The organism is Streptomyces sp. NPDC048277, assembly GCF_040652235.1.
In the GTDB taxonomy this organism is placed as follows: domain Bacteria; phylum Actinomycetota; class Actinomycetes; order Streptomycetales; family Streptomycetaceae; genus Streptomyces.
In genome coordinates, this window is sequence record NZ_JBEZLQ010000029.1 from 104123 (window position 1) to 126414 (window position 22292).

Annotated in this window: 16 protein-coding genes and 1 tRNA gene; 2 read left to right on the plus strand and 15 right to left on the minus strand. The window is 70.1% G+C overall.

Annotation, left to right across the window (positions count from 1 at the left end):
• The 5 genes from AB0D85_RS42680 to AB0D85_RS42700 all read right to left on the minus strand — a co-directional run.
• The coding region (locus AB0D85_RS42680; RefSeq protein ID WP_362333372.1) for a hypothetical protein at window positions 1–864 on the minus strand (864 nt) is incomplete at its 3' end.
• Between the two features lie 261 nt (window positions 865–1125).
• Window positions 1126–1701, minus strand: coding sequence for a helix-turn-helix domain-containing protein (locus AB0D85_RS42685; RefSeq protein WP_362333375.1), 576 nt, complete (start codon window positions 1699–1701; stop codon window positions 1126–1128).
• 79 nt (window positions 1702–1780) lie between these two features.
• Window positions 1781–2143: a hypothetical protein gene (locus AB0D85_RS42690; RefSeq protein WP_362333378.1), complete on the minus strand. Its 363-nt coding sequence runs from the start codon at window positions 2141–2143 to the stop codon at window positions 1781–1783.
• 199 nt (window positions 2144–2342) lie between these two features.
• A complete protein-coding gene (locus AB0D85_RS42695) occupies window positions 2343–2906 on the minus strand; it encodes a hypothetical protein (protein ID WP_362333381.1) in 564 nt (187 codons plus the stop codon).
• Window positions 2903–4189: an AAA family ATPase gene (locus tag AB0D85_RS42700; RefSeq protein WP_362333384.1), complete on the minus strand. Its 1287-nt coding sequence runs from the start codon at window positions 4187–4189 to the stop codon at window positions 2903–2905. Before AB0D85_RS42700 ends, AB0D85_RS42695 begins: the two co-directional genes overlap by 4 nt.
• On the opposite strand from AB0D85_RS42700, the gene AB0D85_RS42705 reads away from it, so the two are divergent.
• Together AB0D85_RS42705 and AB0D85_RS42710 are read left to right on the plus strand one after the other, a co-directional pair.
• Window positions 4098–4846 (plus strand): IS5 family transposase gene (locus AB0D85_RS42705; protein ID WP_362333387.1). Its coding sequence is split into 2 segments (ribosomal slippage): window positions 4098–4395 and window positions 4395–4846, totalling 750 coding nucleotides; the frame shifts between segments, so codons are not numbered across the junction. The genes AB0D85_RS42700 and AB0D85_RS42705 overlap by 92 nt on opposite strands.
• A gap of 35 nt (window positions 4847–4881) precedes the next feature.
• Complete coding sequence (locus AB0D85_RS42710) at window positions 4882–5763, plus strand: site-specific integrase (protein WP_362333390.1); 882 nt, start codon at window positions 4882–4884, stop codon at window positions 5761–5763.
• Between the two features lie 127 nt (window positions 5764–5890).
• Here the strand turns inward: AB0D85_RS42710 and AB0D85_RS42715 are convergent.
• From AB0D85_RS42715 to AB0D85_RS42760, 10 genes are all read right to left on the minus strand, one after another.
• Window positions 5891–5964: transfer RNA gene (locus AB0D85_RS42715), tRNA-Thr, on the minus strand.
• Window positions 5965–6070: 106 nt separating this feature from the next.
• On the minus strand, window positions 6071–7675 hold the full coding sequence (locus AB0D85_RS42720) for an alpha/beta hydrolase (RefSeq protein WP_362333392.1): 1605 nt from the start codon (window positions 7673–7675) through the stop codon (window positions 6071–6073).
• Between the two features lie 110 nt (window positions 7676–7785).
• On the minus strand, window positions 7786–8991 hold the full coding sequence (locus AB0D85_RS42725; RefSeq protein ID WP_362333396.1) for a DNA polymerase III subunit delta': 1206 nt from the start codon (window positions 8989–8991) through the stop codon (window positions 7786–7788).
• Between the two features lie 217 nt (window positions 8992–9208).
• The gene (gene tmk, locus AB0D85_RS42730; RefSeq protein ID WP_362333399.1) at window positions 9209–12436 is read right to left on the minus strand and encodes a dTMP kinase; all 3228 of its coding nucleotides are present in this window, start codon (window positions 12434–12436) and stop codon (window positions 9209–9211) included.
• 181 nt (window positions 12437–12617) lie between these two features.
• Entirely contained in the window at window positions 12618–15455 is a 2838-nt protein-coding gene (gene topA, locus AB0D85_RS42735) for a type I DNA topoisomerase (protein WP_362333402.1), read from the minus strand.
• Window positions 15456–15710: 255 nt separating this feature from the next.
• Window positions 15711–15908: a hypothetical protein gene (locus AB0D85_RS42740; RefSeq protein WP_362333405.1), complete on the minus strand. Its 198-nt coding sequence runs from the start codon at window positions 15906–15908 to the stop codon at window positions 15711–15713.
• Window positions 15909–16250: 342 nt separating this feature from the next.
• Window positions 16251–17780: a class I SAM-dependent methyltransferase gene (locus AB0D85_RS42745; RefSeq protein ID WP_362333408.1), complete on the minus strand. Its 1530-nt coding sequence runs from the start codon at window positions 17778–17780 to the stop codon at window positions 16251–16253.
• A gap of 222 nt (window positions 17781–18002) precedes the next feature.
• Window positions 18003–18659 (minus strand): small secreted protein, encoded by a 657-nt coding sequence (locus AB0D85_RS42750; protein ID WP_362333411.1) that lies wholly within the window; start codon window positions 18657–18659, stop codon window positions 18003–18005.
• A 303-nt stretch (window positions 18660–18962) separates the two neighbouring features.
• The gene (locus AB0D85_RS42755) at window positions 18963–21368 is read right to left on the minus strand and encodes a sodium-translocating pyrophosphatase (RefSeq protein WP_362333414.1); all 2406 of its coding nucleotides are present in this window, start codon (window positions 21366–21368) and stop codon (window positions 18963–18965) included.
• A gap of 338 nt (window positions 21369–21706) precedes the next feature.
• A complete protein-coding gene (locus tag AB0D85_RS42760) occupies window positions 21707–22141 on the minus strand; it encodes an ATP-binding protein (RefSeq protein WP_362333417.1) in 435 nt (144 codons plus the stop codon).
• Window positions 22142–22292 lie beyond the last annotated feature (151 nt).

Sequence of the window (22292 nt, forward strand, 5' to 3'; positions counted from 1 at the left end):
GGACGGTACGGCACTGGCGGCATCGGCGGCCGGGCCGAGGTCCCAGTCCCCGAGCCCGACATCCCCGGCCTGGGAGCGTTGAAAGAACAGCTGCACGTCCTCCGCGGAGACGTCCGTGTCCAGCCCGGACGGTACGGCACCGGCGGCCGGGCCGAGGTCCCAGTCCCCGAGCCCGACATCCCCGGCCTGGGAGCGTTGAAGGAACAGCTCCACGTCCTCCGCGGAGACGTCCGTGTCCAGCCCAGCCCGGTCCGGGTCATGGCCGGACGGCTGCGGGAAGCCAGCAGGACCGGAGGGCATCGCGTCACGGACCACGCCCGCAGCCGCTCCCACGGCAGAACGACCCTTCACCTTCGGCAGCCACCACCTCCCGCCAGCGTCTTGGTAAGGCGTCAGCCCGTGCCGGGCGAACGCCGCCCGCAGCACCGGCTCCATCGTCACCCGCCCGTGACTCTGGAGGGTGATCCGCAGCATGCCAGTGGGAACCGGGACGGTGGACCCGTCAGCCAACGCCACAGGATCCTTATCATCTCTTTTGGGCAGATCGCCCTTCGTTCTCCCGTTCAGTCCGGTCGCATACTGTTCATCAGTCCACCGGATCGGAGTCGGCTTGGCGAGGGGAAGCCGCCACTTCTCCCCGTCGTGGTAGGGCTCCAGCCCGTGCCGAGCGAGCGCCTCCCGCAGCCCCGGCTCCAGCGTCTTCCGCCCCAAGTTCCGGAAGTTGGACAGCAACTTGCCGATGCGAGCCTTGTCGGTGGACCCGTCAGCCAACGTCACAGGATCTTTATCATATCTTTTGGGCACGTCGCCTCGCCGCCGCGCGTTCAACGCGTCCGCATGAAGCCGATCGGCAGATTTCGGCACGGAGGCCTCCTTGGGAACTGTTGGATGCGGCCATCACAACGGGCGCCGTGCTCTGACGGTTCACCCTGCTCAGTGAGGTTGGATCTGATGCACGATCGGGGGGCCTTGACCCAAGGCCCCCCGGCTCGCTGGTCAAGGGACACCAGCGACTCCGAGTAGGCCCGGACCCTCAACCCGGCACCGGCATGCCCCAGGGGATCCCCACCGACTCGCAAAAAGGATCTATCGGTCGAACAGACCACCCGACACGGGGAAAGATCTTCAGGCCGAGGCTGTGACAGACATCCCCATCCACGACCGGCGTCCCCCTGGGGAATCGTGGTCGTCGGGGTGGAGAATCACGCCGTCGTCGACGCCAGCAGGGTTCCCCTCGGGCAACCCTGGCTCCGCTTCGCCTTCGAGGTCGGCGCGGGCGGCCTTCCGTGCCGCAACGTCCTCATGAGTACAGGCGGCCGCATCCGGCTTCGCCCGCCGCACTCCGGGGCGTGCCAGCCGCTCGTTCTTCGGCCCTTCGCGTGCCTCACGCCGTCGCTCGACGAGCATCTCGGTGGTCGGGATGGGCGGGACTCCCAGAGGGAAGACGCAATACTCAGCCCGCCGGCCGGCGCGACCCACCGTGATCCGCTGGACCAGGCCCAGTTCCACCAGTTCGGTGACTACCGTGGTGGCCCTCTTCTCGTTCACCCCGGACCACGCCATCATGCGTTCCAGCCCGGGTCTGGCAATCCGCGTCTCCTCGTCTGCCGAGTCGCAGATCTTCATCAGCACCAGTTTCTGAGTGGAGTTCACGACCGACTTCGGCAAATACGCGGCCACCACCATCAGGTGAATGCTCAACGTGTCCCCTCGAAAAGCTCAGGCCCAGCCCGGATGACCGCGCTGGATACGCGGGCACCCGGAGCGTGCCGGTCGTGCGTCAGGTACGGGCTGGCCGGACATCGATGGACCGCGCGGTCTTCGTGCCCGTTTTACGGAGCGGCACAGCAAGGCCGGCCTCGCGCAGCGTGGCTACCATCCGGTCCTTGTCGGGAACCATGGGCACGGTCAGATCGCTGGTCTCGTACAGGTCGACCATGGCCTGGACGTCCGGCTCCTCTACCGGATTCTGGCCCGTCCAGCGAAGCTCGTTCGCCCCGTAGACTCCGGCCCTGGTCTGGTCGAGCATGGCGCGGGCCTTCTTCTTCATCTGCTTGCCCGGCGCTTCCATCTCTTGGCCCCGGACGTAGTCGGCCAGGGCCTTGGCCCGGTCGTCGTCGTCACGTACGAGAAGCGACTGCACGGGCACCCCAGGCGGCGCCTGCCCCCAACAGGCCGTAGCCCACGAGCAGTGGTCGCACACCGCGGACAAGCCTGGGCCGTCGTGGTCGCGCTGGAGCCGTTCAGGGTCTCCGGCCTCCAGGACCCGTTCGACCCACCACGTTGCGGCTGACAGACGCATCGGGTCGACGTCGAATTCCTGGACGAACTCTTCTCCGTTGTCACGGCAGATGAAGCGGAAGCGAATGCGCTGGACCGGTATGGGGCCGATGCGAGCGAGCCCCTTCTGTCCTCGGACGTCGGCGAACCCGGCTCATGAGCATGCCCGCGTAGAGGTAGACCTGCCTCAGTTCGGCGTCGGTCGCCCCGTACCTCAGGACGTGGTCCCAGCGGCGCGTCGACTTCGTCTTGATGTCCTCGACCGTGACCACCTCGGCAGGCACCTTCGGCCTCAGCCTCTTCGGCAGGCGCCGCGCCGTCGCCTCGTCGAGCTGGACCACGTCGACGTGTCCTCGGACATGCTCACCCTCGACGGTGCGCTCGACCAGCCACCCGAACTGTGTCCGGGCAGACTCAAGCAGACCGGCATGGATGTACGTACCGAGGATCGCGGCCTTCGCGTCGGGCTGGTCGGTGCGCTCGGTCCCAGCCAGGATGAACGCCGCCCGCCGCGAGCAGACGGTGTCAGAAGCGCCGAGCCGCGTCTGCCGCGAGCGCGGCTTCGCGCTGTCCGCGTCGTGTGCGGCCCGCCAGATCGACGGTGATTCCGCGAGTTGCACCGTCACGCCGACACCTCCGCGGTGTCCTCGGTCTTCGCGGTTTCAGCTGCCTTGCGCTCGGCGGCTGCCCGAAGACGCTCGGCGTCGGTCGGCGTGCGGTCGCCCATCTCCTTCTGCGGGTTCTCCAGGTCGGTGGCCCGGCGCTCGATCGCCGCGCGAACAGTCAGCACCTCCTCTCGGACCAGGTTGCTGTCCGGCCCCACGGTGTCGTGCCACAGCTTCTTGAGCTTGTCGATGTCCGTCATTTCGCCGGCCCGGTCCAGCCAGGACTGAACCCGGTCGCCGATGAGGGCGGGCATGATCCGCGGCTGGGAGTCCTGTGAGCAGCCCAGACGCTCGAAAACAAGGTCCTCGATGGAGAAGTCACGCAGGCGCAGCGGCTTGTTGCTCTCCACCCGCAGGCGCAGTGAGCGTGCCTTGATGATCCGCGGGTCCTCGTCGCGGCGCATCCGTACCCACACGGTGGAGTCGAAGCCCAGGTCTTTCTGGCCAGTGACCCGCCATTCGGTCTTGTGCGGGATCGGCTTCCCGTTGTCGTCGATCGCGGAAGTCTGCTTACCTCGGGCGAGGACGATGGCGATGCCCGACATGGTGCGCAGCAGCCACAGAACACGCGACCACCGCTCGTTGGCGTCGTTCCACAGGTTGATCGCCGGATCGATCGCCGCGTCGGGGTCCTCCTGGAGCTTCTTGCGGTTGTTCGTCGTTCGACGGGCCCGCTCATGCGTCCAGTTGGTCAGCATCCGCCACAGAGCGGAGCCGGAGTCAATGGTCAGCACGACGGGCGGTTCGCCCGCCAGAGCAGCACGGCGGGCCTCAGCGTGAACAGCCTCGATCTGTTCCAGGATGTCGCGGTAGGTACCGTCGTGTTCGATGATCAGATAGTCGGCTCCGGGGATCGCCGCGTACTCGTCGGCGCTCCCTTCGTCCAGGTCGATCCAGTAGTTCTGGCCGGTCTTCTTGCTGGCTGAGAACAGCGCGGCCGAATACGTCTTTCCGGCTCCTTCTTCTCCTTCGATCAGGATCAGCGGCCAGGGGACAACGCCAGTCGGCTTCCTGGTCTTCAGGCGGGGGCCAGGCCGAGCCGGCGCTTTAGACGTCATTTCAGTTGGCGTGATCTTGCGGCAGTCTGGGATGATGACTGCTGCGCTTGTCGAGCGGATGGCGCCGGAAGAGCTGTGGACGTTGTTCCAGCGGGTGGTACCGCCGGCACCGGTTCGCCCGCAGGGCGGAGGGCACCGCCGCCGAGGAGATCGCGAGGTGCTGGCCGCGATCGTCTTCGTGGCCACTTCCGGCTGCACCTGGAACCAACTCCCGCCGGGCTTCGGGCTGTCGGGGGTCACCGCCTTCCGGCGGTTCACCGAGTGGACCGAGGCCAGGGTCTGGGCCAAGCTCCACCGCCTGGTCCTGGACGAACTCGGTGCCCGGGGCGAGCTCGACTGGTCGCGGTGCGCGATCGACTCCGTCAGCGTCCGGGCCCTCAAAGGGGGCAGCTGACAGGACCGAATCCGACCGACCGCGGCAAGAAGGGATCGAAAATCCACCTCATCGTGGACCGCCAGGGCCTGCCCCTGTCGGTCGGCATCTCCGCCGCCAACCTCCACGACAGCCAGGCCCTCATCCCGCTGGTCCGCGGCATTCCACCCATCCGTTCCCGTCGCGGCCCGCGACGCCGGCGGCCCGGCAAGCTGCATGGCGACAAAGGCTACGACTACCGCTACCTGCGGCGATGGCTCGCTTCCCGCGGCATCCGGCACCGTCTCGCCCGTAAGGGCGTCGAGTCATCCCGACGCCTGGGCCGACACCGCTGGGTCGTGGAACGGACCGTGTCCTGGTTGTCAGGTTGCCGACGCCTCCACCGCCGCTACGAGCGCAAGCCGGAACACTTCCTCGCCTTCACCGCCATCGCCGCGACCCTCATATGTCACCGCCGACTCACCAAATGAAATGACGTCTTAGCTCAGCTCTGGAGGACGCCCGCATGCAGCGGGCGATCACTGACAACTGGGCAGCCATGGTGCGTACTCCCAGGGTCCGCAAGCCCAAGGCACTCGTCTGGACAGCGAGCCGCGTGGCGGCCTGGCGGAAGACCGGCAAGAGGCCCAGTCCCGTCATGGTGTGGACCCCTGAGCAGACGGGCAGATTTCTCGACGCTGTTGTCTACGACCGGCTCTACCCGCTCTGGCATCTGATCGCTTTTCATGGCCTGCGCCGTGGCGAGGCCTGCGCGCTGCCATGGTCGGAAGTCGACCTCGACTCCGGGGTAATCCATATCACCGAAGAGATCGTCGCCGTGGCCTACGAGCCCCATGAGGACACACCGAAGTCCGATCGCATTCGGGACATCGCTGTGGACGCCGACACCTTGGCCCTCCTGAAATGGTGGCGGGAGAGCCAGCAGACCGAGAAAACGGAGTGGGCCGACACCAAGACCCCCTGGACCGATAGCGGCCGGGTCTTCACCCAAGAGAACGGCAAGGTCTACCACCCCGACTACTTCACGAAGCGGTTCGAGCGTCTGTACCAGAAGGAAGACCTGCCGCCCGTCCGGCTCCACGACCTCCGGCACGGCTCGGCGACGCTGTCACTCCGAGCGGGCGTGGCCATGGTCGCCGTCCAGCGACGGCTCGGGCACTCCTCGATCCGGGTCGCCGCCGACATCTACACGAGCGTGCTCGAAGAGGTCGAGCGGGAAGCCGCGGCGGCAACCGTGGCGGTCGTCCCCCGGCAGCGCAAGAGGGTCCTGCCCAAGCCCGTTGAACCGTCCCAGGAGGAACGGGAAGAGGAGCCGGACGACGTGGCGGAGGACGAGGCAGGAGACGACCCAAGCGAAGCTGATACGCCAGGCGATGGCCCCTCCTGACCCGATGTTCCCCCAGCGTTCCCCTTGGCCCACGCATGAGCCAGGAGACCAAACAGGTCTACACCACTTTTAGATCTTGAAATGAAGAAACCCCAGGTCAGAGACTATCTGACCTGGGGTTTTCTTGAGCCGCCTTCGGGATTCGAACCCGAGACCTACGCATTACGAGTGCGTTGCTCTGGCCATCTGAGCTAAGGCGGCGTGTCGTCCGCACTATGGTGCGATCAGCGACGTCGGTAAGTCTACACAGTTTCCGGAGGTGCTCCGACCACGCCCCGGAGGCAGGGCTTCCGGGGCGTGGGCAGGGCTATGAGCAGCGCTTTCCCTTCGCCGGCGGGGTGCCGTGGAGGAGGTATGTGTCGATCGCCGAGTCGATACAGGCGCTGCCCCGGCCGTACGCGGTGTGGCCGTCGCCGACGTATGTGAGGAGGCGGCCCGAGGTGAGCTGGCGGGCCAGGGACTGGGCCCAGCGATAGGGGGTCGCCGGGTCCCGGGTGGTGCCGACCACGACGATCGGGGCGGCGCCCTTCGCCTCGATGCGGTGCGGCTCACCCGTCGCCTTCACCGGCCAGTACGCGCAGTTCAGCGAGGCCCACGCCAGGTTCGGGCCGAACACCGGGGACGCCTTCTCGAACTCGGGCAGCGCCTTCTCGACCTGCTCGGGGCTGGTGAAGGCGGGCGGCAGGTCCAGACAGTTCACCGCCGCGTTGGCGGACATCAGGTTCGAGTAGCGGCCGTCGGGGTCGCGTTCGTAGTAGCTGTCCGAGAGGGCGAGCAGGCCGGCGCCGTCGTTCTCCGTCGTCGCCGCGTGCAGCGCGTCCCGCAGCTGTTGCCACTCCGCCTGGTCGTACATCGCCGCGATCACACCGGTCGTGCCGAGGGACTCGGTGAGCTTGCGGCCGTCCGCGTCGCCGGTCGGCAGGGGGTGCGCGTCGAGCTTGAGGAAGAACGTCCTGAGGTTGTCGGCGATCTCCGCAGGCGTGCTGCCCTTCGCACCGAGCGGGCAGTCGGTGCGCTTCGCGCAGTCCTTCGCGAAGGACTGGAACGCCGTCTCGAACCCCGCCGTCTGTTCCAGGTTCAGCTGACGCGCGGAGAGGGAGGGGTCCATCGCGCCGTCCAGGACCATCCTTCCGACCCGGTCCGGGTACAGCCCCGCGTAGGTCGCGCCGAGGAACGTGCCGTACGACGCCCCCACATAGTTCAGCTTCTGGTCGCCGAGCACCGCCCGCAGGATGTCCATGTCCCGTGCCGAATCGACGGTCGACACATGGCGCAGCAGCTGCGCCGAGTGCCTCCCGCAGGCCTCCGCGAACTTCTTGTACGCCCCGACCAGCGCGGCCGTCTCCTTCTGGTCGTCGGGCGTCACGTCGGTCTCGGTGAACGCGTCCATCTGGCGGCCGTTCAGGCACTCGACGGGCTCGCTGCGGGCGACCCCGCGCGGGTCCACCGCGACCATGTCGTAGCGCTCCCGCACCTCGGCGGGGTAGCCGATACCGGCGTACTGCTGGAGGTAGTCCACCGCCGAGCCGCCCGGACCGCCCGGGTTGACCAGCAGCGAGCCGAGCGGCTTCGCCTTGCCGGTCGCCTTCTTCCGGGCGACCGCCAGCCGGACCTCGCCCGCGCCGGGCTTGGCGTAGTCGAGCGGGGCCTTCATGGTCGCGCACTGGAAACCGGGGACACCGCAGTTGCGCCAGGTGAGCTTCTGGTCGTAGTACGACGCCAGTGCGGACGGCGTCGAGCGGGGCAGCGCGGCCAGCTGGACGGTGCCGGCCGAGGCGGACGTCGACGCGCTTCCCGAGGAGGAGCACGCGGACGCGAGGAGGGCGGCGGCCGAGAGCAGGGCGGCCGCCATGGTCCGGGTGCGGGTCCGGGGCCGAGTCCGGGTCTGGCGGGGGATTCGCCTGATGTGCATCAATCGAGCGTAACGCCGAGAGATGATCTCCGTGCTGTGCGTATTGACTGTGGCTCGTACGGGTGACCCCGGTCAATGACGTGCACCATCGGTTCCCGGCCCGGCGTCCCTCAGCCCGATCTGAGTGCCATCGTCATCGCCTCCACCGCCAGCAGCGGCGCCACATTGCGGTCCAGGGCCTCCCGGCAGGCGGCGATCGCCTCGATCCGGCGCAGCGTGGACTCCGGCGAGCCCGCGCGGGCCAGCCGCTCCAGGGTGTCCTCGGCGTCCGCGTTGGCGATCGCCGTGCGGGAGCCGAGCTGGAGGGCGAGGACGTCGCGGTAGAAGCCGGTGAGATCGGTGAGGGCGACGTCGAGGCTGTCCCGCTGGGTCCTGGTCCTGCGGCGCTTCTGCATGTCCTCCAGGTCCTTCATCACGCCTGCCGTGCCGCGCGGCATCCGCCCGCCCTGGACCGCGCCGAGCGCCGCCTTCAGCTCCTCGGTCTCCTTGCCGTCCATCTCCTCGGCGAGCTGCTTGGCGTCCTCCGCCGCCGCGTCGACCAGTTCCTGGGCGGCCTTCAGGCACGCGCCGACCTCGTCCAGCCGCAGCGGCAGCTTCAGTACGGCCGCGCGGCGCTCACGGGCGGCCGGGTCGGTGGCCAGCCGGCGGGCCCGGTCGACATGCCCCTGGGTGGCGCGGGCGGCGGCCGCGGCCACCTCGGGCGCGATGCCCTCGCGCCGGACGAGCATGTCGGCGACGGCCGCCACCGAGGGCGTGCGCAGGTTCAGGTGGCGGCAGCGGGAGCGGATCGTGGGCAGCACGTCCTCCAGCGAGGGCGCGCACAGCAGCCAGACCGTACGGGGGGCGGGTTCCTCGACGGCCTTGAGGACGGCGTTGGCCGACTTCTCGTTCAGCCGCTCGGCGTCCTCGACAAGGATGATCTGCCAGCGGCCGTTCGCCGGGGACGTGTAGGACTTGCGGACCGTGTCACGCATGTCCTTGACCAGGATCTCGGCGCCGACGGCGGCGACCGTGGTGACATCCGCGTGGGTGCCGACCATCGAGGTGTGGCAGCCGTCGCAGAAGCCGCAGCCGGGGGCTCCACCGAGGGCGCGGTCGGGGCTCACGCACTGGAGGGCGGCGGCGAAGGCCCGCGCCGTCTGGTTCCGCCCGGCGCCGGGCGGACCGGTGAACAGCCAGGCGTGCGTCATCTTCGACGTCTCCGGCAGCGGCCGGTCGGCCGCGGCGGCGGTGACGAGGGCGTCGGCGTCCCGGGCGGCGGCGGTGAGCACCTCACTCACCCGCTCCTGCCCGACGAGGTCGTCCCATACGGTCATGGGTCACGCCGCCCTTTCGTCCAACGTCCCGATCCGCGTTCCATCCGCGTACTCTCCGCAATCCATTGTGCGGGCGCCCACTGACAACGCGGTCCGCGGACAACCGACAGGGCCCGCGGACACCGGGTTCTGCCCGCGGACACCGGGTTCTGTGTGAGTGACGACGGGGGCGGCACCGGCCGGAACCCGGCCCGCACCGCCCCCCGCGCGCACACTCTCAGCCGCGCCGCCCGCGACCCCGGCGGCCCCGCTCGTCGTCGTGGCCCGGCTCCTCGTACGACCCCAGCAGTTCGTCCGCCAGCGACGGCAGGTCGTCCAGCGGTGTCTCCTCGGCCCAGTCGGGCCGGGGGCGCTGTCGCCGGGCCGTGCCCTCGGCGTCGACCTGCGGCATCTCGCGCGTGCGGTCCTCGGAACCGTCGGGGTTCCCACCCGGCCGCTCGTCCCGGAAGAAACCGGACGGCATCCGGTCCGCCGCGGTATCACCGGACACGGGAGGCAGTACGGCGGTCTCGTCGGCCGCGCCGGACGGCACCGGCGGCAGCACGGCCGTCTCGTCCGCCGCGCCCGGCACCACAGGTCGCAGCACCGCCGTCTCGTCGACCGCACGCGGCACCGGCGGCTGCGGCAGCTCCGCCGTCGCCTCGGACTCGGACTGTTCGGCCGCGGGCGCCTTGTCCGTACGCACCGGACGGAGCACCGTCGTCTCGTCCACCGCGCCCGAAGCCGCCGGAGGCTTCTCGTCGGGCTTCACCACCGGCGTCGGCACGGTCACCGCCTCCGGCGTGACACCGGGCGCCGTCGGCTGGGGCGTGGCCGACTCGCGGGCGGCCACGTCGGCCGCTGCCGCCGCCTCCGCCGCCGCGCGCCGCGCCTGCTCGGCCTTGAGCAGGGCCTCCTCGGCCTTGCGCTGCTTCTCCAGGCGTCGTTCCTCGGCCTCGGCACGCAGCCGGGCCTCCTCCTCGGCCCGCTTGCGGCGCTCCTCCTCCTCGGCCTTGCGGCGGGCTTCCGCCTCCGCGCGGGCCTTCTCCTCGGCGAGCAGCCGAGCCTGCTCCTCCTCGGCCCGCTTGCGCGCCTCCTCGGCCCGCTGCCGGGCCTCCTCCGCCTGCCGTTCGGCCTCGCGGCGCTGCGCCTCCTCCAGCTCGCGGCGCTTACGCTCCTCCTCCTCGGCGCGCAGCTTGGCGAGCTGTTCCTGGCGCTCGCGCTCCAGGCGCTCCTCCTCGGCCTTGCGCGCGGCCTCTTCCTCGGCCTTGCGGCGGGCCTCCTCCTCGGCCTTCTTGCGCGCCTCCTCGGCGGCCTTGATCTCGGCCTCGGAGAGCGGCAGCACGGTGTCGAGGCGGGCCCGGATGACCGTGGTCACGGCCTCGGGCTCCTGGCCGGCGTCGACCACCAGGTAGCGGCCGGGGTCGGAGGCGGCCAGCGTCAGGAATCCGGCCCGCACGCGCGCGTGGAACTCGGCGGGCTCGGACTCCAGCCGGTCGGGGGCCTCGGTGAACCGCTCGCGGGCGATCTCCGGCACCACGTCCAGCAGGACGGTCAGGTGCGGGACCAGCCCGTTGGTGGCCCAGCGGTTGATACGGGCGACCTCGGTCGGGGACAGGTCGCGGCCCGCGCCCTGGTAGGCGACGGAGGAGTCGATGTAGCGGTCGGAGATGACGATCGCGCCGCGCTCCAGGGCGGGCCGGACGACGGTGTCGACGTGTTCCGCGCGGTCGGCGGCGTACAGCAGCGCCTCCGCGCGGTGCGACAGACCGGCGGACGACACGTCCAGGAGGATCGAGCGCAGCCGCTTGCCGACCGGCGTGGCACCCGGCTCCCGGGTGAGCACGACCTCGTGGCCCTTGGCGCGGATCCACTCGGCGAGGGCCTCGGCCTGGGTGGACTTGCCGGCGCCGTCGCCGCCCTCCAGGGCGATGAAGAAACCGTTGCCCGCGAGCGCCTGGGCCGGGTCGTCGCCGCCGAGCAGCGCGTCCCGCAGGTCGTGGCGGAGCGGTACGCCCGCGCGGTCGTCGAGCTTGGCCAGGACCAGCACGGCGACCGGCAGCAGCAGCGCACCGACCAGCATCAGGGTGAACGCGGCGCCGCCGTGCGCGAACACGAACTTGCCGTTCTCCAGCCGGTGCGGCCCGATCAGCGCGGCCACCAGGGGCGCGATCAGCGCGCCGAGCGCTATGGCGACGCGGACCACCGCGTGCAGGTGCTCGGTCGTGCGCGCCCGGCGGTAGTCCTCGGTCTCCTGGTCGAGCAGGGTGTGCCCGGTGTTGGCGGCGACGCCCGCGCCGATGCCGGCCAGCGTGACGATCAGCAGCACAGAGGTGACGTCCGGGACCAGGCCCGCGGCCAGCAGGGCGATGCCGGTGAAGGCGATCGCCAGCGACAGCATCCGGCGGCGCGAGAGCGTCGGCAGCAGGGCGGGCGCGGTGCGGATGCCGACGGCGACCCCGCCGGTCAGGCCGAGCACGAAGAGGCCGTACAGGACCGGGCCGCCGTGCAGGTCCCTGGCGTGCAGCACGGAGACGGCGACGGCGGCGGAGATCGCCCCGGCGACGGCGGCGCAGGCCAGCACCAGCAGCGGGATGGCGCCGGTGCGGCCCGTGTCGGTGCCGGTGCCGGTCTTGGGGCGGCGCAGGCCTTCCAGCGGGGAGCGCGCGCGGGGGGTGCGCGTGCCGGGCACCTCCAGGTAGACCAGCACGGAGAGGGACGCGGCGAACAGGCCCGCCGCCACGTACGACGCGAGGGCCGCCTGGTGCTGGGCGAACCAGGCGATGCCGGTGCCCAGCAGGTTGTTGACCAGCGAGGCGACGACCAGTGCGGCGGCCGCGAGCGGGATCGCGAGGAACGTCGTCCGCAGCGAGAGGCGGCGCAGGGCGTCCAGGTGGTCGGGCAGCGGTCGTACCGTCGCGCCCTCCGGGGGCGGGGCGGGCAGCAGCGCGGGGGCCGCGCTCTCCCGGCAGACGGTCCACAGGCGCTCGGTGACGCCTATGACGAAGGCCGTGACCAGGAGGAGGGTCGGCGCGTTCTGCGGTGTCCAGTCGATCCACAGGGGCGCGATGATCAGCAGGACGGCGCGCAGGCCGTCGGCGCCGACCATGGTCCAGCGGCGGTCGAGCGGGCCGTCCTGCGCGGTGAGCGTGGTGAGCGGGCCCAGCAGGACCGCGCCGAAGAGCAGGGTGGCCAGAATCCGTACCCCGAAGACGATCGCCACCGCGAACGCCACACCTCGGTAGCCGCCGCCGAACGATCCCTGGGCGATCGCCGCCTGGAGCGTGAGCACCACCAGCACCAGGAGTGCCAGGCTGTCGCCCACACCGCTCACGAGCTGGGCGCTCCACAAACGCCTCAGCTCGGGTCGGCGCAGCAGGGAGCGGACGGCGCGTTCGCGGGAATCCGCTACCAGCGCGTCGTCCGGGTCTGTCTGGGGGGCCGTTGGCTGCTCGGCTCGCGTCATGCTTTCAGCCTATCGGCAGCCGCCGACAGCCCGGCGCGACCGTCCACAGGTACGCACACCCCGACACCAAGTTGATGCCGGGGTGTTCGCATTGCGAAGCCGACGCGTCCGGTTCATACCGGTACCAACCGCCAAGAAACGGTGCGGACCGGTACGGCCGGTATGCGACCCTGGGGTCGGCTCAGTCCTCCGTGGCCGACTTGGTGGCCGTCGCCTTCTTGGCGACCGTCTTCTTCGCGGCGGTCGTCTTCTTCGCGGCCGTGGTCGTCTTCTTGGCGGCGGTCTTCTTGGCCGCGGCCGTCTTCTTCGCCGGCGCGGCCTTCTTCGCGGCCGTCTTCTTCGCCGCCGTCTTCTTGACCGGCGCCTTCGCCCGCTTCTCGGCGAGCAGCTCGTAACCGCGCTCCGGGGTGATCTCCTCGACGCTGTCGCCGGAGCGCAGGGTCGCGTTGGTCTCCCCGTCGGTGACGTACGGCCCGAAGCGGCCGTCCTTCACCACGACCGGCTTCTCGCTGACCGGGTCGGTGCCCAGCTCCTTCAGCGGCGGCTTGGCGGCGGCCCGGCCGCGCTGCTTGGGCTGGGAGTAGATCTGCAGCGCCTCTTCGAGGGTGATCGTGAAGAGCTGGTCCTCGGAGGTGAGCGAACGCGAGTCCGTGCCCTTCTTCAGGTACGGCCCGTAGCGCCCGTTCTGCGCGGTGATCTCCTGGCCCTCGGCGTCGGCGCCGACGACCCGCGGCAGCGACATCAGCTGGAGCGCGTCCGCCAGGGTGACCGTGTCCAGGGACATGGTCTTGAAGAGCGAGGCGGTGCGCGGCTTGACCGCGTTCTTGCCGGTCTTCGGGGTGCCCTCGGGGAGCACCTCGGTGACGTAGGGGCCGTAGCGGCCGTCCCGGGCGATGATCTGGTGGCCCGTCTGCGGGTCGGCGCCCAGTTCGAAGTCGCCGCTCGGCTTGGCGAGCAGTTCCTCCGCGAGCTCGACGGACAGCTCGTCGGGGGCCAGGTCCTCCGGCACGTCCGCGCGCTGGTGGCCCTCGGAGTCCTTCTCGCCGCGCTCGACGTAGGGGCCGTAGCGGCCGACCCGGAGCACGATGTCGTTGCCCACCGGGAACGAGGACACCTCGCGCGCGTCGATCGCGCCCAGGTCGGTCACCAGTTCCTTGAGGCCGCCGAGGTGGTCCCCGTCGCCGTTGCCCGCGTCGGCGGCGCCGCCCGTGGCGGTGCCCTCGCCCTCGCCGAAGTAGAAGCGCTTCAGCCACGGCACGGCCTTGGCCTGGCCCGCGGCGATGCGGTCGAGGTCGTCCTCCATCCGGGCGGTGAAGTCGTAGTCGACCAGCCGGCCGAAGTGCTTCTCCAGGAGGTTGACCACGGCGAAGCTCAGGAAGGAGGGCACCAGGGCCGTCCCCTTCTTGAAGACGTAACCGCGGTCGAGGATCGTGCCGATGATCGACGCGTACGTCGACGGGCGGCCGATCTCGCGCTCTTCCAGCTCCTTGACCAGCGAGGCCTCGGTGTAGCGGGCCGGGGGCTTGGTGGAGTGCCCGTCGACCGTGATCTCCTCGGCGGACAGCGCGTCGCCCTCGCTGACCTGGGGCAGCCGGCGCTCGCGGTCGTCCAGCTCGGCGTTCGGGTCGTCGGCGCCCTCGACGTAGGCCTTGAGGAAGCCGTGGAAGGTGATCGTCTTGCCGGAGGCGCTGAACTCGACGTCCCGGCCGTCGGCGGCGGTGCCGGCGATCTTCACGGTGACGCTGTTGCCGGTCGCGTCCTTCATCTGGGAGGCGACGGTCCGCTTCCAGATCAGCTCGTAGAGCTTGAACTGGTCGCCGGTCAGGCCGGTCTCCGCGGGCGTGCGGAAACGATCGCCCGAGGGGCGGATCGCCTCGTGCGCCTCCTGGGCGTTCTTGACCTTCGCGGCGTACGTCCGCGGGGCCGAGGGCAGGTAGTCGGCGCCGTACAGCTGCGTGACCTGGGCGCGGGCGGCCGCGATGGCCGTGTCGCTCAGCGTCGTCGAGTCCGTACGCATGTAGGTGATGTAGCCGTTCTCGTACAGCTTCTGGGCCACCTGCATGGTGGCCTTCGCGCCGAAGCCGAGCTTGCGGCTCGCCTCCTGCTGCAGCGTCGTCGTACGGAACGGGGCGTACGGCGAGCGGCGGTACGGCTTGGACTCGACCGAGCGGACCGCGAACCGGGTGTTCTCCAGGGCGGCGGCCAGGGCGCGGGCGTTGGCCTCGTCGAGGTGGAGGGTGTTCGCGCTCTTGAGCTGTCCGAGCGAGTCGAAGTCGCGGCCCTGGGCGACGCGCCTGCCGTCGACGGCCTGCAGGCGGGCGACCAGGGACGACGGGTCGGACGAGTCGCCCGCGCGGCCGGTCGCGAAGGTGCCCGTCAGGTCCCAGTAGTCGGCGGAGCGGAACGCGATGCGCTCACGCTCCCGCTCGACCACGAGCCGGGTCGCGACGGACTGGACGCGGCCTGCCGACAGGCGCGGCATGACCTTCTTCCAGAGGACCGGCGAGACCTCGTAGCCGTAGAGACGGTCGAGGATACGGCGGGTCTCCTGGGCGTCGACGAGCTTCTGGTTGAGGTCGCGCGGGTTGGCGACGGCCTCGCGGATCGCGTCCTTGGTGATCTCGTGGAAGACCATCCGCTTGACGGGGATCTTCGGCTTGAGGACCTCCTGGAGGTGCCAGGCGATCGCCTCGCCCTCGCGGTCCTCATCGGTGGCGAGGAAGAGCTCGTCGGAGTCCTTCAGCAGGTCCTTGAGCTTCTTGACCTGCGCCCTTTTGTCGGCGTTGATCACATAGATGGGCTGGAAGTCGTGTTCGACGTCCACCCCGAGGCGCCGGACCTCGCCGGTGTACTGCTCGGGCACCTCGGCGGCGCCGTTGGGAAGGTCACGGATGTGCCCGACGCTCGCTTCGACGACGTATCCGGGGCCCAGATAGCCCTTGATCGTCTTCGCCTTGGCAGGCGACTCGACGATGACGAGTCGGCGGCCGCCCTGTGCGGTCTCGCTGGTCGGGGACAACTTCGCTCTTCTCTCCGGTCGACGCTGGGGCCTCCCCAGGCCTTGCTCCCGGGGTCGTGGCACGGGCACGGATACCCGCTCACTTGGTGACGCTGCGGAGTGTGACGGTACATCCCGCCCCCGTGTCAAACGGGAAAAGCCCACAACGGCCACTCGAACGGTAACCCGACTACCGCCATTCCTGCCGCCCGGAGTCCCCGGTCGCCCTCCCGGCCCTGTCCGGAGCGTGACGCTCCAATTACCGGAGCCGAGCGCTCAGAGGCGGGTCAGGCAGTACGCCCCGAGGCCCAGCGACACCACCGCGGCGAGGCTCGCGAGGGTCACCGATGCGACCTGACTCACACCCTGGGCGACGGGTTCACCGCGCCGGACCCGGGTGCCGGTCCACACCAGCAGTGCGCCTCCGAACAGGGCGAACACCGCCCCCGCGAAGATCGCCGGTCCGCTCTCCATGGCCCGCGCGCCCCTTCCCTGCCGTCCGCGAGTGCCCAGCGCCCGGAGACTGGCACGCACGGACGGCGGGCGGGAGGCCGACGGGCGAAATCGAGGTGAACGAGGCGCCCCAACATCTTCGAACATGCGATCGACGGACTACGGGGCGAACGTTCCGGCCACATTTTTCCGGCCTTTTTCATTTTCCGGCGTGTTCCGCGGGTCCACCGGGCGCGCGGCAGCCGTATACGGAGCCACCCGCCGAGTCCGGCCGGCCGCACGCGGAGCCACGTGTCCAGCCGCACGCGCAGCGCACTCCGTCGGCACGCCCCGCCGATGCCGTCGGCACGCCCTGCCGGTCCGTCAGCTCGCCGGCTCCAGGAAGCCCTGCTCCACCAGCAGCCTGATCTGGGCGGGCGTGCGGTCGCGCAGCAAGACCGGGTCCTCGCCCATCAGTTGGGCGATGGCGTCGAGAATCCGCCCCGCGCTCAGCGTGCCGTCGCACACTCCTGCGAACCCGGCGCCCACCGTGTCCACCTTGGTCGCGCGGCGCATCCCGCGGTGCTGGCGCAGCACCACGTGCTCCGGGTCCTCGGCGCCGGGCAGGCCGACCTGCTCCTGGACCACTTCGACGGCGAGCTTGAAGTGGCCTTCGAGGAGATCCGCGTCGTCGTGCTCACGGAGGTAGTCGAGCCGGTCGAAGTGCGCGTGGATCGTGTCGCCGAGCGGCTGTTCGATCGAATGCGGCCACTCCTCCACGGTGACCGAGGGCACGGCGGCGCCCGTCCTCCGCAGCGTGATCCAGCCGAACCCCACCCCCTTCACCTTGCGCGCCTCGAACTCGTCGAGCCACGCGTCGTACCGCGCCTGGTACTCCACCGGGTCCCCGCGGTGGTCGCCGGAGTCCCTGAGCCACAACTCGGCGTACTGATTGACGTCCTGTACCTCGCGCTGCACGATCCACGCGTCGCACCCGCGCGGCACCCACGACCTGACCCTGTCCTGCCAGTCCTCCCCTGCCACGTGCTGCCAGTTGGCGAGGAACTGCGCGAACCCGCCCTCGTTCAGCCGCTCCCCGGCCTGTTGAACGAGCGAGCGGCACAGATCGTCCCCGCTCATCCCGCCGTCCCTGTAGGTGAGTCGGGCACCGGGCGAGATCACGAACGGCGGGTTGGACACGATGAGGTCGTACGTCTCCTCGTCCCTGACCGGTTCGAACAGCGAGCCCTCGCGGAGGTCGGCCGCCGGGGCTCCGGAGAGCGCCAGGGTGAGTGCGGTGATGTGCAGCGCGCGCGGGTTGAGGTCGGTCGCCGTCACGCGCGTGGCGTGCTGGGCGGCGTGCAGCGCCTGGATCCCGGAGCCGGTGCCGAGGTCGAGGGCGGCGGAGACGGGCGTGCGGACGGTGATGCCGGCGAGGGTCGTGGAGGCGCCGCCGACCCCGAGTACGACCCCCTCGTGCCGCTGGCCGATGCCTCCGGCGCCGCCGACGGCACACCCGAGGTCGGACACGATGAACCAGTCCTCGCCGTCCGGACCTCCGTACGGCCGTACGTCCACGGTGGCCGCGACCTCGTCGCCGCCCGCGCGGGTCAGCCAGCCGCTCTCCAGGAGGCCGTCGACGGGCAGGAAGTCCGCCACGCGCGCGTGCGGCACGGGCTGCTGCAGCAGGAACAGCCGGACGAGGGTCTCCAGCGGTGCGTCCCCGCGGGTCGCCCGGAGCGCGGGCACCGTCTCGCTGCGGGCCAGCGCCGCGTACGCGGGCGCGCCGAGCAGTTCCAGGAGCCCGTCGGCGGTGAAGGAGGCGCCCAGCAGGGCGGTGCGCAGCCGGGCGGCGGCGTCGGGGCGGTCGGAGGCGGGCAGGGCGGCAAGGCCGGAGTCAGTCACGCCCTCCATTGTGGCCCGCGCCCCCTCCGGAACGCGGGCCCAGCACACGCCCCGCCCCCACCGGCACGCGGGCCCAGCACACGCCCCGGCCCCACCGGAAACCGACGCACCGCCTCGGCACACCGACCCGGCCCACAGCCTCGGCGGGCCGGCGCGCGGCCTCGGTGCACCGGGCCGACGCACCCTTCAGGCACACCGGCCCGGCCCCAGCCCTGCCTCGGTTCGACGGGGTCAGCTCGCGGTCGACGAGGACGACGCCGAGGCCGAAGTCGTCGGCGTCGTCGGCGTCGTCGTCGTCGTCGTGGAGACCTTCTTGCAGCTGGCCTGCTCGGCGATCGCGTCCTTGACCTCGCCCTGCTCCAGGGCCTGCAGCGCCGCGGTGCCGCTCTTGCTCTGCGCCTCCAGCTGCGTCGTCTGGGAGGCGACGTCCTGCAGACCGGAGGCGAACTTCGCCTGGTCCTTGGTGTCCAGCGCGTCGACCTTCTTCTTCAGGTCGGCGTAGGACGCGGAGAGGCTGTTGAGGTTCTTGACGACGTCCTGCTGGCGCTTGGCACCGTCGTCGACCCCGGGGGGCGCGCCGGCGTTGCTGATGGCCGTGGCGAGCGCCTTGTAGCCGTCGGACATGTCCTGGAAGGCCTGTGAGTCGGTCTTCTGGATCGTCGAGGGCGAGATGGTGCTGTCCGAGGCGGTCTGCGCGATCGCCTCGTTGGCCGCCTTGATCTTGGCGTCCTGCGCCGGTACCGCGTCGCACACGGTCTTGGCCCAGGCGATCAGCTTCGGGTCGGTGCCCTTGTTGCTGCTGCTGCACCCGGACAGTGCCACCACCAGTACCGCACCGCCGGACAGTGCGGCCGCGAGCTTCTTGTTCACCGGATCGGTCCCTTCCATGGCTCTCGGCCCCCGGAATCTACACGGCAGACGGACAGCACCCTCATGACCAGGACCAGTAAGTACGTTTTTATACAGCTTTGCACCAGGGAGAGAAGGCTCACGGCGAAACAGCGCACACAGGAGACCTACGTCATAAAAGAGGCACGGCATGGACACGAAGAGGCGGGCGTCGGCGCGCCGGCGACGAGATCGCGCGGGCGCACGGACGCGAAACGGGCGGACGGCGTGTCAGCACACGCCATCCGCCCGCTCGTTGGCCCGGCCCTCTCGCGAGGGCCCCGGTGGCCGTCGTAAGGCCGCCTACGAAACCACCGCAGGATCGGCCGACTTGGCCACGCGTTCGGCACTGTCCTCGTCGCCGACGGCGATGCCGCGCCGCTTGGAGACGTACACCGCGCCGACGATCACGATCAGCGCGAGGACCGCGATCGCGATCCGGACGCCGAGGCTCTTGTCACTGCCGTACGAGAACTTGATCACGGCGGGTGCGATGAGCAGCGACACCAGGTTCATGACCTTGAGCAGCGGGTTGATCGCGGGGCCCGCGGTGTCCTTGAAGGGGTCGCCGACCGTGTCGCCGATGACCGTGGCCGCATGGGCCTCGCTGCCCTTGCCGCCGTGGTGGCCGTCCTCCACGAGCTTCTTGGCGTTGTCCCAGGCGCCACCGGAGTTGGCCAGGAAGACGGCCATCAGGGTGCCCGAGCCGATCGCGCCCGCGAGATACGAGCCGAGCGCTCCGACGCCGAGCGTGAACCCGATGAAGATGGGCGCCATCACGGCGAGCAGTCCCGGCGTGGCCAGCTCGCGCAGGGCGTCCTTGGTGCAGATGTCGACGACCTTGCCGTACTCGGGCGTCTCCGTGTAGTCCATGATCCCGGGGTGCTCGCGGAACTGCCGCCGCACCTCGAAGACCACCGAACCCGCCGACCGCGACACGGCGTTGATGGCGAGTCCGGAGAAGAGGAAGACGACCGCCGCGCCGGCGATGAGGCCGACGAGGTTGTTGGGCTGCGAGATGTCCATGGACAGGCTCAACGGCGCGCCCGCACCGGTCAGCTTCGCGCCCACGTCCTGCACGTTCGTGGTGATCGCGTCCCGGTACGACCCGAAGAGCGCCGACGCCGCGAGGACGGCGGTGGCGATCGCGATGCCCTTGGTGATGGCCTTCGTGGTGTTGCCGACGGCGTCCAGGTTGGTGAGCACCTGCGCGCCCGCGCCCTCGACGTCACCGGACATCTCCGCGATGCCCTGGGCGTTGTCGGAGACCGGCCCGAAGGTGTCCATGGCGACGATCACGCCGACCGTGGTGAGCAGGCCGGTACCGGCCAGCGCGACCGCGAACAGCGCCAGCATGATCGACGTACCGCCCAGCAGGAACGCCCCGTAGACGCTCAGGCCGATCAACAGGGCGGTGTAGACGGCCGATTCGAGGCCGACCGAGATACCGGCGAGGACGACGGTGGCCGGGCCGGTCAGCGAGGTCTTGCCGATGTCCATGACCGGACGCCGGTTGGTCTCGGTGAAGTAGCCGGTCAGCTGCTGGATGACGGCCGCCAGCAGGATGCCGATGGCCACCGCGACGAGCGCGAGGATCCGCGGGTCGCCGTCCTTGCTCCTGATGGCGGCGTCCGTGATGCCGTTGAGGTCGGAGTACTTCCCCGGCAGATAGACGAAGACCGCGATCGCGACGAGCGCGAGCGAGATCACCGCGGAGATGAAGAAGCCCCGGTTGATGGCGCTCATGCCGCTGCGGTCGCTGCGGCGCGGGGCGACCGCGAAGATGCCGATCATCGCGGTGAGCACGCCGATCGCGGGGACGAGCAGCGGGAAGGCGAGCCCGGAGTCGCCGAAGGCGGCCTTGCCGAGGATCAGCGCGGCGACCAGGGTCACGGCGTACGACTCGAAGAGGTCGGCCGCCATGCCCGCGCAGTCGCCCACGTTGTCGCCCACGTTGTCGGCGATGGTCGCGGCATTGCGCGGGTCGTCCTCCGGAATGCCCTGTTCGACCTTGCCGACCAGGTCGGCGCCGACGTCGGCGGCCTTGGTGAAGATGCCGCCACCGACACGCATGAACATGGCGATCAGGGCGGCCCCGAGGCCGAACCCTTCGAGCACCTTCGGCGCGTCGGCCGCGTACACCAGCACCACACAGGAGGCGCCGAACAGGCCGAGCCCCACCGTGAACATGCCGACGACGCCGCCGGTGCGGAAAGCGATCTTCATGGCTTTGTGTGCGACGGCGGTGAGATCCTTTTCCGGTTCGCCTTCCGCCGGAGTGGCTTCCCGGGCGGCCGCGGCGACGCGCACATTGCTGCGTACGGCGAGCCACATGCCGATATAACCGGTGGTCGCCGAGAAGACCGCGCCGATCAGGAAGAAGATCGACCGGCCGGCGCGCTGATTCCAGTCGTCCGCGGGCAGCAGCAGGAGCAGGAAGAACACCACGACGGCGAATACGCCGAGAGTGCGCAACTGTCGGCCCAGATAGGCGTTCGCGCCTTCCTGGACCGCCCCCGCGATCTTCTTCATGCTGTCGGTGCCCTCGCCGGCCGCGAGCACCTGGCGTACCAGGATCCAGGCGACCACCAGCGCGGCCAGCGCCACGACGGCGATCACCGCCACCAGGACCCGGTTGTCGTCGGTCAGGACCGCGGCCGCGAGGGTTGTGGGGTGGCCCAACTGATGAGGGGTAGAAAGCCCCGCCATTCGTCCTCCTTGACGCTTGGACTGAGCTCAAGATGTGGACGGATTGTAGGTACCCCCGAGTGATCTAAACAGGGGACGGTAAACGGAATTGGCCTTCTCGTGCTCTTCAGCAAATGATCGAGGTCACGTCACCGGACCCGAAAGTGGTAATGCCCTAAAAGCATTGACGATCACAACGGGTGCAATTGGCGCTTGATCAAATTATCGGGCGATCTTCCGAGCATTGATCGTGAATTCTTTCACGAATTCGGCGACCGGGTGACATCCGGCGGAAAATAAGAAGAAGGACCCTGCTCAGCAGGGCCCTTCTCATGATCGGGTCGCTCTCGCGGCGGCTCTCAGGTGAGCGCGACTCCGGGCGGGGTGGTCGGCCAGGTCATGCGGATCAGCCCGCCGTTCTCCCCGGCCGTGACCTCGACGTCGTCGACGAGGCCGCTGATGACCGCGAGTCCCATCTCGTCCTCCTCGGTCTCCACGTCCGCGTCCGCCGCGCCACCGGGTGCGTGGTCGCCGGGAGAGGAACGGGGTGCGTCATCGCCGACCTCGATGGAGAACTGCTTCTCGTCCTCGATCAGCGCGACCCGCACCGGCTCGGTGATGCCGGCGCTCTGGTGCAGACCTACGGCGCGGGAACAGGCCTCGCCGACGGCCAGCCGGACCTCGTCCAGGACGGCCTCGTCCACTCCGGCCCTGCGTGCCACCGCCGCCGCCACCAGTCGGGCGGTGCGGACGTGCTCGGGCAGCGCGCTGAAGCGGAGTTCAACGGTGGCCATACGTCCCCCTCGGAACTACGGGCGTGCGGTAGGGGGCCGGGCCGCCGAAGAACCCGGGCCCCCTGATGAATTGCGTCCGCCGCGGGCACTGCGGCCCGTGAGCGGCTACCGGCACGGGCCGTGCGGACCCGAGCCGACGGGGGCGACACGG